Raw genomic sequence first — 15,039 nt, 5'->3', positions numbered from 1 at the left:
GATCGGGGCGTGGATCGGGCGGTCGGGAAAACGCGTGTGCGGTTGCACGCGCGAGGCGAGACTACATTCACTTCACATGCCCGCGTATAAACGGACATTGAGTAATCAAATGCACCCTGGTCCGTAATAAACGGAGGCGGGGCAGGACGAAGGGGCGGACGTCCGTCGACGCCCGCCCCTCTCTGCCGTTATCGGTACCGTTCGTTCCGCCCGATCACTCCTGGACCGGCCGCAGTTCGCCCTGGATGAGGGCGAGGATGACGTGGTTGTCCTGGTACTGCTCGTTCTGCGAGGTGGGTGTGTCCGTCGGGAACTCCTCGACCCGCACGCCCTCGATCGCCGGGGACAGGTACTTGTAGGTCCAGATCGGGACACGCGGCAGGAGTTCGTTGAAGATGATCGAAAGCCTCTTCAACGCCTCCTTCTGCTCTTCATCGCTCTCGGCGCGCTGGGCGGTGTCCACCAGCTCGGCGATGTCCACCTCACCCTGGGAGGGGCTCTCGACCTGGAGGTCGAAGCCCTGACCCGGGGAGTCTTCGGTACCGGCGTTCTCGGTCAGGAAGTTCATCTGGAACGCGCCCCAGTAGTCGGGCTGTTCGGGGTTGCCCCAGTGCCGGACGGCGACCTCGAAGTCGCCCGCGCCCCAGATACCCCACGGGTTGTCCTCGGGTACGTTGCGGGCCTCGGTCTTGATCCCGAAGTCGTTCCAGGCCTCCTCCACCTGGGTGGCGGTCAGCTCGAAGTCGCCCCAGCCGGCGACACCGATGACCTCGAAGCTCGCCTCCTCACCGTCTGGCAGGAACCACTTGCCGCCCTCCAGGGTCCAACCGGCCTCCTCCAGCAGTTCGGTGGCCTTGTCGTGGTCCTGGTCGTAGTTCTCGAACCCGGCCAGTTCCTCGGCGGTGAAGATCTCCTCGGCCTGGATGTCGGCCAGACCCGCGTAGTGCTCGACCCTGCTGTAGGCCTCGCCCCGGGCGACCTGCCCGATCTGGTCGCCGTCCAGGATGTAGGCCAGCGCCTTGCGCACACGCACGTCCTGGACCTCCGGCTTGGCCCGGTGGTTGAACATGATGCCGCAACCGTCGTAGCCGGCGTGTTCGATCCACCGGAACCCCTCCACGCCCTGGAAGGCCTGCTGGTCGGCGGCGGAGGGCGCCAGGGTGGAGTAGTCGACGTCACCGCTCTGGATCAACAGCGCGGACTGGCGGTTGTCGCCCTTGTGGATGACGACCTCGTCGAACGCGACCTCGGTACCCTGGTAGCCCTCCTCGTTGCGCACCAGCGTGATGCGCGCGTCCGACATCTGCGCCTCGTCGAACTTGTACGGACCGCTGCACACGATCTCGTCGGGGTCGAACTCGATGAACTCGGCGTTCCAGTCGGCGTGCTCGTCGTCGCCTTGACGGACACCGTCGTTGACCATGTCCACGGCGGGTTGGCCGAAGCCTTCATAGGTGGTCTTGGAGACGACGCGGTGCTTGATGATGCTGCGCTCGATGTTGGGGAAGGGGTCCTCGAAGCCCACCCGCACGCTCAGGTCGTCCAGCTTCTCCAGGGCCTGGACCTGTGGGAACCCGAAACCCCACGGTGGGGCCTCCAGGACACGCATGGCGTAGCTGCGGATCATGTCGTCGGCGTTCAGGTCCGAGCCGTCGCTCCACTTCAGGCCGGACCTCAGCGTCACGACGAGGTCGTCGCCGTCCCACTCGTGCCCTTCGAGCAGGAGGTAGTCCCACTCGTGGGTGCTCCAGTTGTAGACACCGCCCGGGCACAGGAACAGGTCCTTGTACACCGAACCGAGCAGCAGCGCGCCGTCCTCACGGTGGACGTTGCGGGTCATGGAGTCCAGGTCGAAGTCGAAGACCCCGGTGAACCGTGTGGTGCCACCGCTCTCGGCGTCACCGCCGGCGCAGGCCGACAGGAGCCCGGCGCCCGTGACTCCGGCCGCGCCGAGCCCCATGGCCCGCAGGAGGCGTCGTCTGCTCAGATCCTGCCGGATCGCGTTGTGGAGGGGGTGGGGGGAGGTCATGGTTGACGCTTCCTTTCCAGGAGGACGGCGAGCAGACCGAGACTGAGGACGACCAGGCCGATACCGACGGTGACGACGCTGATGACGAACTCGGCTGTGCCGGGGGATGTGAACACGGCCATGAGGACGCAGGCCAGGGTGAGGAAGGATCCGACGAGAACGCCGAAGCGCCCGATGAGGAGGAGCAAGGTCCCATCACCCCCGGGTGACGACGTGACAGGCGAGCAGCCGGTCGTGGCCGCGCACCAGCGGGGGCCGCACGGCGTCACAGTCGCCCTCGGCGTAGAGGGGACAGCGTGGATGGAAGTCGCAGCCCGGCGGCAGGTCGGTGAGGTCGGGGATGTCGGCCTCGCGCAGTCGGACCCGTTCCTTGCCGTGGACCAGGTCCGGGTCGGGTTCGCACACCGCGGAGACGAGCGCCTTGGTGTACGGGTGCCGCGGATCGTTGACCACCCGGGGGGTGGTGCCCTGTTCCACGACCTTGCCGAGGTACATGACGGCGATCTCGCCGTGCCAGGCGAAGTACTTGGCGACGGCGAGGTCATGGGTGATGAACAGGAAGCCGACACCGAGCTCGTCGCGGAGTTTTCCGAGGGTGTTGAGGAGACTCACCCGGATGGACACGTCGAGCATCGACGTGGACTCGTCGGCGATGATCACCTCGGGGTTCATCGCCAAGGCACGGGCCACGGCGACGCGTTGCCGTTGGCCGCCGGACATCTGGTGGGGGTACTTGTCGAGGTGGTCCTCGGCGGGGGTCAGGTCGACGCGTTCGAGGAGTTCGGCGGTGGCGCGCCTGGCCTCGGCGTGGTTCTTCACCATCTTGTGCCGACGCAACCCGGCGGAGACCGTGGAGTAGACGGTACGGACCGGGTTGAGGGAGGCGTAGGGGTCCTGGTGGATGTACTGGACCGAGCGGCGGAAGACGGCGCGTTCCCTCCGATCCATCGTGGCGACGTCCTTGCCGTGGAACAGCACGGAACCGGCGGTGGGGTCCGCCAGGGCCGCGGCCATGCGGGCCGTCGTGGTCTTGCCGCAGCCGGACTCCCCCACCAGGCACAGGACCTGTCCGGGGCGGACCTGCAGGTCGACGCCGGCGACGGCGGGCACTTCGCCTCGGGGTGTCTTGAAGGTCTGGCGAGCGCCCTTGAGGGTGAGCACCGGTTCGGTCGGCGTCTCGGTACTCACCGGGGTGGTGGCCAAGGTGTGGTCGATCAACGGGAGACCCCCTCTGCGTGGAGTTCGGCGTCGGTGGAGCGCAGGCAGGCCGCCGCGTGAGCGAGACCCTCGTCTCGGGGGACGAGCACGTCCAGCTCCGGGCGGGTGAGGTCGCATTCGGGCAGGGCGTGGGCGCAGCGCGGGGCGAAGGAACAGCCCGGCGGCAGCGCGTGGAGGCTTGGCGGGCCGCCGGGCAGCGATTGGGGGACGTGCAGATCGCCGACGACCGGGGGCACGGAGTCGATCAGCGCCGAGGTGTAGGGGTGCCGGGAGCGGTGGAAGATGTCGCGGGTGGTGCCGGTCTCGATGAGGCGTCCCGCGTACATGGTGCCGACCCGGTCGGCCAGGGCGGCGGCGAGGCCCAGGTCGTGGGTGATGAAGACCATCGAGAAGCGCAGTCGTTCGCGCAGTTCGGCGAGGCGTTCCACGATGGAGCGCTGGGTGAGCAGGTCCAGGGCGGTGGTGGGTTCGTCCAGGATCAGCAGTTGGGGGCGCAGCGCCAGGGCCAGGGCGATGAGGCCGCGCTGTCGCATGCCGCCGGAGAGTTCGTGGGGGAAGGCGTTCAGGACCCGGGCGGGGTCGAGCCGGACCATCTCCAGGAGTTCGGCGGACTCTTCGAGGATCTCCCGCCGGGGGCGTCGATCGCCGTCCTCGTGGGCGCGGAAGGTGTCGACGAAGTGATCCCCGATGCGCAGCACCGGGTTGAAGGCGTTCATGGCGCCTTGGAAGACCATGGCCGCCTCGTTCCAACGGAAGCGGCGCAGCCTCTCCTTGTGGAGGGTGCGCACGTCGACGCGGGTGCCGTCCTTGCGCCGAAAGAGGATCTCGCCCTTGGGGATGACGCCGGTACGCGGCAGCAGTCGGAGCAGGCCCAGGCCGAGGGTGGTCTTGCCGCAGCCGGACTCCCCGACCAGGGCCATGGACTGACCGGGGTGGAGGTCGAAGGAGACGTCGTGCACGGCGGTGACGTGGGTCCGGCGTCCGGTGCGGTAGCCGACGTCGATGCCGCGAACCGACAGCAGGGCGCCGTCGTCGGTGCCCGGGCCGGTGGGGAGGTCGTTCACGGGGATCACCTGTCCCGGAGTCGGGGGTTGAGGGCCTGTTCCAGCGAACGGGTCATGGTGACCAGCCCGATCTGGAAGAGCATGATCATGACCATCGGGGCGATGAGGAAGGGCGCCGCCTGGGGCAGGAGGAAGGCGTTGTTGTCCCAGGCCTGCTGGATCATCAGCCCCCAGTTGTCGGCGGTGCTGGGCAACAGGCCGAGCAGGTACATGCCGACGACGGCGTAGATCGCGTTGGTGATGGCGATGATGAAGTTGATGAAGATGTAGCCGGCCATGTTGGGCAGGACCTCGACGAAGAGGATGCGGGCGGTGCCCAGGTCCTGGAGGCGGGCGGCCTCGATGAACTCGCGTTCCTTGAGGCTGAGCACCTGCGCGCGGATCGACCTCATCAGGAACGGCCAGGTGACCAGGCCGATGATGAAGGAGACCACCAGTGGCGACGAGGTCCGGTAGAAGGACGCGATGACCAGCATCAGCACGATGAACGGGACGGTCATCGTGATGTCGGTGACCTGGAGCAGGAAGTGGTCGATCCGGCCTCGCACGTAGCCGGCGACCGCGCCCAGGACGACGGCGATGGCGACGGTGATGAGGGCGGCGACGAAGCCGACCCAGATGGGTTCGCGACCGCCGAGGACGAGTTGGGTGAAGGTGTCCTTGCCCTCGTGGTTGGTGCCGAGCCAGTGTTCGGCGTTGGGGGCACCCCAGATCTTGGCGACGTCTGTGGGGTTGGCGTGGTCGATGAACAGCGGCCCGACGAAGGAGAAGAGCAGGACTCCGAGGACCAGGCAGAGCCCGATGAATCCGCTGGTGCTGCGGGTGATGCCCTGCCAGATGGCGCCCCAGACACCGGGGGCGGGGGCGGAGGCTGTGGTGACGGCCATGGCTCGTTCGTCCCCTCTAGTGCCGCGTCGGTCGGGGTTCGCCCGTTACGGAGCGGCGTTCAGGATGGTGCATCGCAAGGCGGCGGGAAGCCCTCATAGCGGTTCCTATCTGGGTTTTTCGCCAACGCGGCGAGGTGCCGTGCTGAACGTCGCGACGGGGTGAACCTCGGCCGACGCGGCACTAGTTTCGGATGCGCGGGTCGAGCCTGCTGTAGAGCAGGTCGGAGATGAGGTTGGCGACCACCACGCACGAGGTGATGATGACGAGCAGGCCTTGGAGGAGCGGGTAGTCGCGGTAGTGGACGGCGTCCAGCAGCAGGCCGCCCACGCCCTTGTAGACCAGGACCTGTTCGACGAAGATCGCGCCGCCGACGAGGGTGCCGAAGGAGATGGCGATCTGGGCGACCAACGGCAGGACCGCGTTGCGGCCGACGTAGGCGGTCGCGATGCGGGTGTCGGGCAGGCCGCGGGCTCGGGCGACGGTCACGTAGTCCTCGCCGAGGACCTCGGTGGTGGAGGCCTTCATGACGAGCATCCAGGTGCCGATGATGGCGAGGACGTAGGTGAGGATCGGCAGGGCCGCGTGGTAGAACGCGTCGCCGACGAAGACGAGCGTGAAGCCGGGTTCGACTCCGGGGCTGAGGGTGCCGCGCAGGTCGATGGGGTTGAACCAGCCCAGGTACATGCCGCCGCCGACGACGAGGACCATGGCGATGAGGTAGTTGGGGATGGCCCCCAGGACCGAGGCGAGGACGCTGAGCACGTGGTCGATGACCTTGTTGCGTCGGTAGGCCATGACCATGCCCAGGGTCAGGCCGAGCCCGATGGCGATGAGGGTGCCCACGCCGATGCTGAAGAGGGTCCAGGGCAGGTAGGCGCCGATGGCTTCGGTGACGCCGACCCCGGGGCGGTTGATGGTGCCGCCGAAGTCGAAGGTGAACAGGCCGACGAAGAACTCCCACCACTGCCGCAGCAGGGGCGCGTCGGGGTCGTAGGCGAGCGAGTTCATCGCGATGGCGCGCGCCTCCTCCATCGACATGCCGCCCTGGGTGAGACGGCCGGCCATGACGTCGATGGGGTCGCCCGGCATCGCGCGCCCGAGGAAGAACGTCACGTTGGCGACCACGAACACCACGACGACGGCCTTGCGGATCTTGACGAAGACGTGGTCGCGCCAGATCCGTCCCAGGAGGGTCGTCTTCGGGGGTGTGGAGGGCCCGACGTCACCGGTGTCCGGTGGCGGGGCGGCCGCGAGTTCGGTGGCCACGGAGCTCCTTCGGGCGAGGGGGTCGGAAGGGGGAAGCGCCACGCTTCTATTAGGAAAGTTTCCTAATAGAACATCACGCTAACGCGGCCGATGTGCTCTACGCCACCCCCGTGACCGAACGGCGTCCTTCACGCGACCCGATCGCCACCACGAACCGAACAGACGACCACAAACCACCCGACAAGCACGGGTTCGAGTGTCCGCATCCGGTCACCAGGACCCACTCATGACATTTGTGGGTGTTGGCGCTCCTTGCACGCTTCGTACGGTTGCTGCGCATACGCACGCTTCCGACGACAGCGGAGGGAATCCCCCGTGCCCCCAGCACGCACCGTCATCCGTGGGACCGCGGCCGTGATGGCCGGCGGTCTCGCCCTGACCCTGGCCTCGGCACTCCCCGCCACGGCCGAACCCGTCGATCCGATCCCCCTCGACGACGGCGCCACCATGGACGCCCTCGCCCCCTTCCACGACCAAGAGGTCGACTGGGCCCTGTGCGAGGAGGAGCTCCTCGCCGAACTCGAACTCGAATGCGCCCGGATCGAGGTCCCCCTCGACTACGCCGACCCCGGCGGAGAGCGCATCGAGATCGCCATCCTCCGCTCCGCCGCGAGCGACCCCGAGGCCCGGCGAGGCATCCTGTTGAGCAACCCGGGCGGCCCCGGCGGCGCGGGGCGGGCCCTCGGCGCCGACCTGGGGCTGAGCACGCGCGCCGGCGAGGTCTACGACAGCATCGGCATGGACCCGCGCGGAACCGGAGCCTCGACCCCGCTGGACTGTGGGAGCGAGTTCCCCCTCAGTTACCCGCGCCCCACCGACCGACAGATCTCCGAGACCACCCGGGAGACGATCCGTTACACCCGGGAGTGCGACGCGGCGGAGGGCGACCTGCGTCCGCACATGACCACGGCCAACACCGCCCGGGACATGGACGTGGTCCGTGCGGCGCTGAACGAGGAGCGTCTCAACTACGTCGGCTACTCCTACGGCACCTACCTGGGCGCGGTGTACGGGAGCCTGTTCCCCGACCGGCTCGACCGCAGCGTGCTCGACTCACCGGTGCACCCGGACGGCATCTGGCGGGAGAGCTTCATGATGCAGGCCACCGCCTACACCGACAACATGGGGCGGTACTCGGCCTGGTTGGCCGAACACGACGAGGTGTTCGGGATGGGGGACGACCCCGAGGAGATCCTGCGCGTCTTCGAGGAGACCGCCGACCGACTGCAGGAGGAACCGCGCGACGACCACCCGAGCGGCCAGGCCTATGACGGTAACGCCTTCGCGGCCGAGGCGGGGTTCGCGGCGCGAGGGCAGAGCACCTGGGACGACGCCACCTGGTATCTCAAGGACGTCATCGACGGTGAGCCCTTCCCCGAGGTCGAGCCCGTGCCCGAGGTCGCGCGGGACGAGGCCGACCTCTTCGGGATCAACATGGACCTGCACACGGCGATCCTGTGCGAGGCCGAGTGGCCCGATCGCGTCTCGACCTACCACGCCGACATGCGCGACCATCGCGAAAACCACCCCTACGGCACGGGTGCGCACTGGGCGGGCCCGCAGACCTGCGGCTTCGCCCAGAACCTACCGACCGAACCGGCGGTGGACCTGATCCCGGCGGGCACGACCACCCCGCTGGTCATCGCCGGTGAGTACGACGCGAACACGGCCTACTCGGGCGGCCCCGCCATGGCCGAGACCCTGGGCGGTTCCCTCGTCACGGTCACCGACGACGGCGGCCACGGGTTCTACGCCGTCATCGACCTGGTGGACCTGGAGTTCCTGCACCCGTGCGTGAACGAGGCGGTGGACGCCTACCTCGTGGACGGCGCGGATCCACAGGACCTGGAGTGCGCGGGGCTGCCTCGCCCGGAGGCGACCTCCGATCGGCCCGACGCGATGGACCTGGGCGAGTTGTTCCAGCGGTTCGAGGAGTACGACGAGTCCGAGCCCACGCGTGCCCGGGCCCTCGGCCACCACTGATCCCCCGCCATGACCGAGAACGGCCCGCACCGGTGGAGGTTCACCGGTGCGGGCCGCTTCCGTGGACGGGAACGCTCTCACGTCGCCGCGGAACACACCCTAGATCTGGGAGTCCTCAAGGGTCCCGGTGGTCTGTTCGCCGTACTGTCCGACCAGGCACAGGTACTCACGGTCGCCCTGGGCCCAGCCGTCCTCCGTCGGCATGAGGCTGGAGAAGTCCAGCGCCGACTCCATGTAGTCGGTCCCGACGAAGTCCTCGAAGGCGTCGACGCAACCCTCGTTGACCATGTCGTTGAGGGCGTCGCCCTCCGGGTAGGAACCGCTCTCGTCGAGGGTGCCCTCGTAGTAGACCTCAAGGTCGTGCGGCTCCGAGCAGTCGATCTTGGGCACCGAACTGACGTTCTCGTCGGTGTCGGCGCTCCACTCGTTGATGCAGTCACCGGTGCTGAGGACGAACACGTCCTCATCCTGTGCGCCGAGCGGCTCGGGCTCCTCGGTCTCGGTCTCGGTGAAGTCGGTCTCCTCCTCCACCGGCTCTTCGCTCTCGATCGGCGTGGGGCTCGGCTCGGGCTCCGCGCCCTGGAAGGCCGGGGGGAGGAACGGGAGTCCACAGGCGCTGAGGGACAGGACCGCACCCACGGCCAGAGCCGCCAGGGCGGCACGGCCGGGCAGGTACCGAGGGGCTTGGGACACCATTGCTCACTCCAACAAGATCGTCGCTGCCGCGCCGGTCTTGGTCGACCGGCACCACCTATATCGATGCGTCGGAGCCGGAGAAGGTTCCATCGACCTGCGGGTTTCTGACAATTCACCAAAAACCGACCGGCCGGCGCTTCTCGGAAGCGCCGGCCGGTACCGGTCGAGAGCGGTCGAAGATCAGCGGCCGGAGGCCTCGAGCGTGCCGGTGGTGGGCTCGTTGGCGACGACGTAGCAGAGGATCTCGCGGTCGCCCGCGGCCCAGCCCTCCGCGATCGGGCGGAGGGAGTAGGCGTAGAACTCCGACTCGTACCACTCGACACCGATGAACTCCGTGAAGGCGGTGCCCTCGCAGGCCTCGGTCGCGGCGGTCTCGATCGCGTCATCGCCGGGGAAGTCGCCCTCGGGGAGGATCTCACTGTGGAAGAACTCGGAGTCGTGCGTCTCGGAGCAGTCGATCAGCGGGATACCGCTCACCTCTTCGCCCAGCAGGGCGGTCTCCATCTCGGCCTCGTTGAAGCAGTCGCCGACACCGACCTCCATGACGTCCTGCGTCCCGCCACCGGCGGTGCCCCCACCCTCCGAGGCGTCTTCGACCTCCACGGTTCCACCATCTCCCGTGGCGCCCTGCTGGTTCTCCAGCGCCGTCTGGACGATTCCGCAGGCGGACAGGGAAAGGACCGCTCCGGCGGCGAGCAGGGTGAGGGACGCGGTGCGAACGGCGGGGGTGAAATCGGACATGGCGGTCTCCGGCATCGTCAAGGGATAGGGGTACCGAACCGGGAACAGGAGGTTGGCGGCAGAAAGACAATCCACCACATATTGACCGCTTGTCAATTCGGTTTCCCCTTGGCCACGGAAGCGTCTCGGACCTGGACTCTTCGTGGTCGGCGGCAGCGGCCCGACCCGGGGAACACCCTGGAAACGACGAAGGCCCCAACCGACGTTCTGCGTCGATCGGGGCCTTCACCCACTGTGCGCCATCAGGGACTCGAACCCCGGACCCGCTGATTAAGAGTCAGCTGCTCTGACCAACTGAGCTAATGGCGCCTGTTCTCCGCCCGACCCTTGGGCCCTGCGCGGCAACAAGGACAACTCTACCGGATCCACGAAGCGACTTGTGCCGTTCAGGACCCGTTCGCCGCCGGTTGTGCCGCAGACCACTGGGCGCACCCTCCGGCCGACATCCCCATCGGCACGACGACAACGAGAAAGGCCCCGGCGATCGTTTCCGATCACCGGGGCCTTCGTCTGGTGCGTCATCAGGGACTCGAACCCCGGACCCGCTGATTAAGAGTCAGCTGCTCTAACCAACTGAGCTAATGACGCCCGACTCCCGCGGAGAACCTCGCGGCTCCCTGCGGCTACGGATGTAACTCTAGCAGGATCGCGGGGTGGCCGCGAACCGGTTTCGGGGCCGGCCGAGGGTCGGCCCCGTCACATCGTGGATGCGCCGGCTCCCTAGGAGAAGGCCAGCACCAGGACGACGATGATCCCGATGGCGAGGAGGACGCCGACGCCCGCCAGCACCAGCGGAAGGATCGGGCGGCGCGGGGCCTCTTCGGGCTCGGGGTTGTCGTCGACGAAGCGGCGGAAGTGCTGCGTGGTTCCCGCCGGGTCCATGTCGGGATCGTTGTTCTGCGTCATGGGGTTGACACTAGCGACTCATGGCACCGGTGAGCACCCCCTGAAGCAGAATCGGTCGATCTCACAACCGACCGTCGACCGGCCGCCAACAGTGCGAGAACCCGACATCGGGGCGGTGGCGGCCCTGCCGCCGCACTCCCCCTCGTGACCCGATCGAAAACCGAACGTAAGAGGATTGCCGCAGACTCAGTGCGGGTGCTCGGATCCCGGTCGGTACTTCCCCGCGGCCGAGCCCGCACCCAAGGGCCCGGCGCGAAGAACCGCGGCCATCCGGGCCGTGGGGGAGATCCCTCGTGCCGGGTCCACCCGTTCCACCAATGGCACCAAGGCGTCCGCCGTGTGTTCGGGATGGGCGTCCAACCACGCCACGGCCATGCGCAGCGACAGGGGCAGGCCACCGGCCAGCTCGGCCACCCGACGCAACGCCTCTTCGGGGTGGCGCCGCTCCCCCAACAGGGAGCGCAACAGCGCCACCGCGTCCGCGACGCCCAAGGCGTCGATGGGCAGTGCGCGCACACCGTCGCGGACCAACAGGTCCGTGAGCCAGCTACGACCGGTCACCACCGCTGCGCTGCCGGGGTCGCCCGGTAGGAGCGGGCGCACCTGGTGGGCGCTGGCGGCGTTGTCCAGGAGCAGGAGCACCCGCCGCCCGGCCATCAGGGAACGCAACCGGGCGGCGGCCTCGTCTGCCTCGTCCTCGGCCGCCGACAGGTCCACGGAGCCGACGCGGCCCGCCGACAGGGAGCGCACCAGACGGCGCAGCACCTCGGTCGCCTCGCGAGGCGTGCCGTCCGGACGGCGCAGGTTCACGTAGAGCCGTCCGTCGGGGAAGTGCGCGGCGACGGAGTGCGCCCAGCGGACGGCCAGGGCGCTGGCCCCGGCCCCGGCCGGCCCGCGGACCAGGACGCTCACGGGGGTGGCCGCGCAGGGGTCGACGAGACGGTCGAGTTCGGCCAGCGTCTCGGCCCGGCCGACGAGCGGGTTCGGGGCGGCGGGGAGTTCGGCGGGTACCAGGGGCCAGGGGCCGTGTTCGCCCTCGCGCGCGGGGTGGGAATGGGAACACGTGTCGCGATGGTCCCGGGGGCGCGGCACCGAGAGGGGCGGGACACCCGAACGGGCCGGGAACGGGTCGGGGTCGGCGGCCACGCGAGTGGAGCGCCCACTGATCCCCAGGTCACCGCGTAGGACCCCGTGGAAGGCCGCCAGGAGCTCACGGCCTGGATCCAGGCCGGGTTCCTCCGCGAGGGCGGAACGGGCACGGGAGTAGGCGTTCAGGGCCTCGCTCCGTCGGCCGCACCGGTACAGGGCGACCATCTGCACCCGGACGAGGGGTTCGCGTCGGGGATGAGAGGAGACGATGGGCGCGACCCGGTCGGCGACGCGTTCGTGCTCACCCCGGTCCAGGTCCGCGGTGAAGGCCCGCTCGGCCACGCGCAGGAGCTCCTCCTCGATCGGCGGCACGTCGTGGTGGTGCAGGACCGGGGAGGCGACGTCGGTGAGCACGGGTCCGCGCCACAGGGCCAGGGCTCGGCCGAGCAGGTCGGCGTGGGCGTCGGCCTCGCCGCGTTCGGCCGCGCGGTCGGCCTTGTGGACCAGGGACCGCAGGCGCAGCAGGTCGCAGCCGTGTGTTCGGAGGTCGACGCGGTACCCGTCGTCGGTGCTGCGGATGAGGGGGTCGCCCAAGTGCTCTTCGAGGAGGGCTCGGAGGCGGGCCACGTGGACCTGGAGGGCGCCTCGGGCGGCCGGTCCGGGTTCGGTCCAGACACGGTCGATGAGGTGGTCGGTGGGCACCGACGCGCCCGTGTTGAGGAGGAGGGCGGCGAGCAGGGAGCGGCGGCGCTCACCGCGTAGGCGGACCGGGGAGCCGTCGACGTGGAGGGTGAAGCGACCGAGCAGCCCGACCCGGATACCGTGGTGTTCGGACGGCCCGTCCGCGGTCGACTCGTCCTGTGGTCCGACCGGGCCGAACCGCGCCACAGTGCCCTCCCTCGTGTCCCCGGATACGGCGGTTCTCCGAAAATCCCGGAAGTTGCACCGCTTCGTCCCAGCGTGCCCGCTGAGCTGGGATCCCGCAATCGGAACAGGGATACTTGCCGCGCGGACCGTCCCTTGAAATCCTTGAATCTCCCGGTTTTTCCCGTCCGTGCGTTGACTCTGCACCGCGACCGAAAGAAACTTTCCTTCATGGCGCAAATTCCGAAGTCTTCAGGCGAATCCGTGAACCCGGATGAGGGTCCCGCGCCGAGCGCACCGACCACGGTGCTGCGGATCCGCTCCCTGCTTCCCTCCCTCGCCCCCGCCGAACAGCGGGTGGCCCAACGGGTGATCGACGACCCCGAGCGGGCCGCCGCCTCCTCCATCACCCAACTCGCCAAGGATTGCGCCACCTCCGAGGCCACCGTCATCCGCTTCTGCCGCACCATCGACTTCAGCGGTTACCGGGAGCTGCGTCTGGCCCTGGCCACCGAGGCCGGTCAGGCGCGCGGCGCCCGCAGCAACATCCCCGAGCTGTCCAGCGACATCAACCCCGACGACACCCTCGTCACGGTCGTGCAGAAGATCGCCTACACCGACGCGCGCGCGGTGGAGGAGACCGGTGCCGCCATGGATGTGGAGGTGTTGCGCGCCGTCATCGACGCCCTCGCCAACGCCCGGCGCATCGACATCTACGGGGTGGGCGCCAGCGCGTTCGTGGGAGCGGACCTCCAGCAGAAACTGCACCGGATCGGGCTGACGTCGTTCGCCTGGTCGGACGCGCACGTGATGCTGACCAGCGCCTCCTTGTTGGAGGACACCGACGTGGCGATCGGCATCTCGCACAGCGGCACCACCATCGACACGGTGCAGGCGCTGAGCGAGGCCGGCAGGCACGGTGCGAAGACGGTGGCGATCACCAACTTCCCGCGCTCGGCGATCGGGTTCGCCGACCACGTCCTGACCACCGCCGCCCGCGAGACCACGTTCCGTTCCGGTGCGACCGCGTCCCGACTGGCGCAGCTGACCGTCGTGGACTGCCTGTTCGTGGGGCTGGCCCAGATCCGGTACGCCGACAGCCGGAGCGCGCTGGAGACCACCTACGAGGCGGTGCGAGGGCTTCGACTGCACGAGGACCGCAAGCGCCGCCGTTCCGAGACCCCGCCCAGGAACTCCGACGGCGGTAACGAGAGCAGTACTACCGACAGCAGCACCGGAAGCGACGACTGAGCCGCGACCCGGACCGAAGAGGAGAGCTCATTGCACGGCAGAGACGGACGAGCACAGGATCGAGCGGAGGATCATGAGGCCGTGATCGTACGGTCTCCCACCGAGACCCGGAACTCCGGTACCTACGACATCGACCTGTTGCCGGCACTGGAGATCCTCCGACAGATCAACGCCGAGGACGCCACGGTCACCGCGGCGGTATCGGCCGTCCTGCCACGCCTCGCCGAGGCCGTGGAGCTGGGGGTGGCCGCCCTGGAGCGGGGCGCCACCATCCACTACTTCGGCGCGGGCACCTCCGGTCGGATCGCCGCGCAGGACGCCGCGGAGCTTCCGCCCACCTACGGGGTACCGGCGGACTGGGTGGTGGCGCACCACGCGGGCGGCGGGGGTGCCCTGTCCAAGGCCCTGGAGGGGGTGGAGGACGACTGGGAGGCCGGCCGGGTGGACGCGGCAGGGGTGACCGAGGGCTCCCTGGTGGTCGCTCTGGCCGCCAGTGGCCGCACCCCGTACGTGGGAGGCGCCTTGGAGGCGGCCCGGGAACGGTCGGCCGCCACGGTGCTCATCACCGCGAACCCGGACGCGCCACTGGCCTCGGCGGCGGACGTGCACGTGGGCGTGGCCACGGGCGCGGAGGTGATCGCCGGTTCGACCCGGATGAAGGCGGGCACGGCGCAGAAGCTCCTGTTGAACGCGTTCTCCACCGCGGTGATGGTGCGGATCGGACGGACCTACTCGAACCTGATGGTCGGGGTGGACGCCACCAACGGAAAGCTGCGCGGGCGTGTGCTGACGATCCTGGGCGAGGCCACCGGCCTGGACGAGGCGGCCTGCGCGCAGGCGCTGAACGCGGCCGAGGGCGACACCCGCGTCGCCCTGGTGACGTTGCTGGCCGGGGTGGACGCCGAGCGGGCCGCGGACGCGCTCAAGCGTGCCCGCGGCCGGGTCCGGGTGGCCCTGGACGAACTCGGCGTGGGCGGCTCCAAGCCGAGCTAGTGCCGCGTCAACCGGGGTTCGCACGCAAGGCCCGGCCGGGTCCGTCCCGGT

13 protein-coding genes and 2 tRNA genes are annotated in these 15,039 nt (G+C 69.0%); 3 read left to right on the top strand and 12 right to left on the bottom strand.

Annotation, left to right across the window (positions count from 1 at the left end):
• Positions 1–214: 214 nt before the first annotated feature.
• The 6 genes from ACWGSK_RS22565 to ACWGSK_RS22540 all read right to left on the bottom strand — a co-directional run bounded on the left by ACWGSK_RS22565 (position 215) and on the right by ACWGSK_RS22540 (position 6,465).
• The gene (locus tag ACWGSK_RS22565; protein WP_358504372.1) at positions 215–2,029 is read right to left on the bottom strand and encodes an ABC transporter substrate-binding protein; all 1,815 of its coding nucleotides are present in this window, start codon (positions 2,027–2,029) and stop codon (positions 215–217) included.
• Positions 2,026–2,217, bottom strand: coding sequence for a hypothetical protein (locus ACWGSK_RS22560; protein WP_358504375.1), 192 nt, complete (start codon positions 2,215–2,217; stop codon positions 2,026–2,028). The genes ACWGSK_RS22565 and ACWGSK_RS22560 overlap by 4 nt, the downstream gene beginning before the upstream one ends.
• Before the next feature lie 7 nt (positions 2,218–2,224).
• Positions 2,225–3,247 (bottom strand): ABC transporter ATP-binding protein, encoded by a 1,023-nt coding sequence (locus ACWGSK_RS22555; protein WP_358504377.1) that lies wholly within the window; start codon positions 3,245–3,247, stop codon positions 2,225–2,227.
• The gene (locus tag ACWGSK_RS22550) at positions 3,244–4,311 is read right to left on the bottom strand and encodes an ABC transporter ATP-binding protein (RefSeq protein WP_358504380.1); all 1,068 of its coding nucleotides are present in this window, start codon (positions 4,309–4,311) and stop codon (positions 3,244–3,246) included. The genes ACWGSK_RS22555 and ACWGSK_RS22550 overlap by 4 nt, the downstream gene beginning before the upstream one ends.
• A gap of 5 nt (positions 4,312–4,316) precedes the next feature.
• Positions 4,317–5,198, bottom strand: coding sequence for an ABC transporter permease (locus tag ACWGSK_RS22545; RefSeq protein WP_452456654.1), 882 nt, complete (start codon positions 5,196–5,198; stop codon positions 4,317–4,319).
• A 181-nt stretch (positions 5,199–5,379) separates the two neighbouring features.
• Entirely contained in the window at positions 5,380–6,465 is a 1,086-nt protein-coding gene (locus ACWGSK_RS22540; protein ID WP_452456653.1) for an ABC transporter permease, read from the bottom strand.
• A 315-nt stretch (positions 6,466–6,780) separates the two neighbouring features.
• On the opposite strand from ACWGSK_RS22540, the gene ACWGSK_RS22535 reads away from it, so the two are divergent.
• Positions 6,781–8,448 (top strand): alpha/beta fold hydrolase, encoded by a 1,668-nt coding sequence (locus ACWGSK_RS22535; RefSeq protein WP_358504389.1) that lies wholly within the window; start codon positions 6,781–6,783, stop codon positions 8,446–8,448.
• Positions 8,449–8,547: 99 nt separating this feature from the next.
• On the opposite strand, the gene ACWGSK_RS22530 is transcribed toward ACWGSK_RS22535, so the two are convergent.
• The 6 genes from ACWGSK_RS22530 to ACWGSK_RS22505 all read right to left on the bottom strand — a co-directional run bounded on the left by ACWGSK_RS22530 (position 8,548) and on the right by ACWGSK_RS22505 (position 12,768).
• Positions 8,548–9,144: a septum formation family protein gene (locus tag ACWGSK_RS22530; RefSeq protein WP_452456652.1), complete on the bottom strand. Its 597-nt coding sequence runs from the start codon at positions 9,142–9,144 to the stop codon at positions 8,548–8,550.
• 180 nt (positions 9,145–9,324) lie between these two features.
• A complete protein-coding gene (locus ACWGSK_RS22525; RefSeq protein WP_452456651.1) occupies positions 9,325–9,885 on the bottom strand; it encodes a septum formation family protein in 561 nt (186 codons plus the stop codon).
• 235 nt (positions 9,886–10,120) lie between these two features.
• Positions 10,121–10,194 (bottom strand) — tRNA-Lys (locus ACWGSK_RS22520).
• Between the two features lie 202 nt (positions 10,195–10,396).
• A tRNA-Lys gene (locus tag ACWGSK_RS22515) sits at positions 10,397–10,473 on the bottom strand.
• A 132-nt stretch (positions 10,474–10,605) separates the two neighbouring features.
• Positions 10,606–10,791, bottom strand: a complete 186-nt coding sequence (locus tag ACWGSK_RS22510) for a hypothetical protein (protein WP_452456650.1) — start codon at positions 10,789–10,791, stop codon at positions 10,606–10,608.
• A 186-nt stretch (positions 10,792–10,977) separates the two neighbouring features.
• Positions 10,978–12,768, bottom strand: a complete 1,791-nt coding sequence (locus ACWGSK_RS22505; RefSeq protein WP_452456649.1) for a BTAD domain-containing putative transcriptional regulator — start codon at positions 12,766–12,768, stop codon at positions 10,978–10,980.
• 207 nt (positions 12,769–12,975) lie between these two features.
• On the opposite strand from ACWGSK_RS22505, the gene ACWGSK_RS22500 reads away from it, so the two are divergent.
• Both ACWGSK_RS22500 and ACWGSK_RS22495 read left to right on the top strand, forming a co-directional pair.
• Positions 12,976–13,995: a MurR/RpiR family transcriptional regulator gene (locus ACWGSK_RS22500; RefSeq protein WP_358504404.1), complete on the top strand. Its 1,020-nt coding sequence runs from the start codon at positions 12,976–12,978 to the stop codon at positions 13,993–13,995.
• 30 nt (positions 13,996–14,025) lie between these two features.
• A complete protein-coding gene (locus ACWGSK_RS22495) occupies positions 14,026–14,988 on the top strand; it encodes an N-acetylmuramic acid 6-phosphate etherase (RefSeq protein ID WP_358504407.1) in 963 nt (320 codons plus the stop codon).
• Positions 14,989–15,039 lie beyond the last annotated feature (51 nt).

The organism is Nocardiopsis sp. NPDC055551 (assembly GCF_053619415.1).
Note: the sequence above shows the minus strand (reverse complement) of the source record. Positions and strands in the feature narration are given on the sequence as shown.

Bases quoted from the DNA above. Each gene is read 5' to 3' on its own strand.
- ACWGSK_RS22500 (WP_358504404.1), top strand. From the start codon at position 12,976: ATGGCGCAAATTCCGAAGTCTTCAGGCGAATCCGTGAACCCGGATGAG.
- ACWGSK_RS22525 (WP_452456651.1), bottom strand. From the start codon at position 9,885: ATGTCCGATTTCACCCCCGCCGTTCGCACCGCGTCCCTCACCCTGCTC.
- ACWGSK_RS22565 (WP_358504372.1), bottom strand. From the start codon at position 2,029: ATGACCTCCCCCCACCCCCTCCACAACGCGATCCGGCAGGATCTGAGC.
- ACWGSK_RS22510 (WP_452456650.1), bottom strand. From the start codon at position 10,791: ATGACGCAGAACAACGATCCCGACATGGACCCGGCGGGAACCACGCAG.
- ACWGSK_RS22545 (WP_452456654.1), bottom strand. From the start codon at position 5,198: ATGGCCGTCACCACAGCCTCCGCCCCCGCCCCCGGTGTCTGGGGCGCC.
- ACWGSK_RS22530 (WP_452456652.1), bottom strand. From the start codon at position 9,144: ATGGTGTCCCAAGCCCCTCGGTACCTGCCCGGCCGTGCCGCCCTGGCG.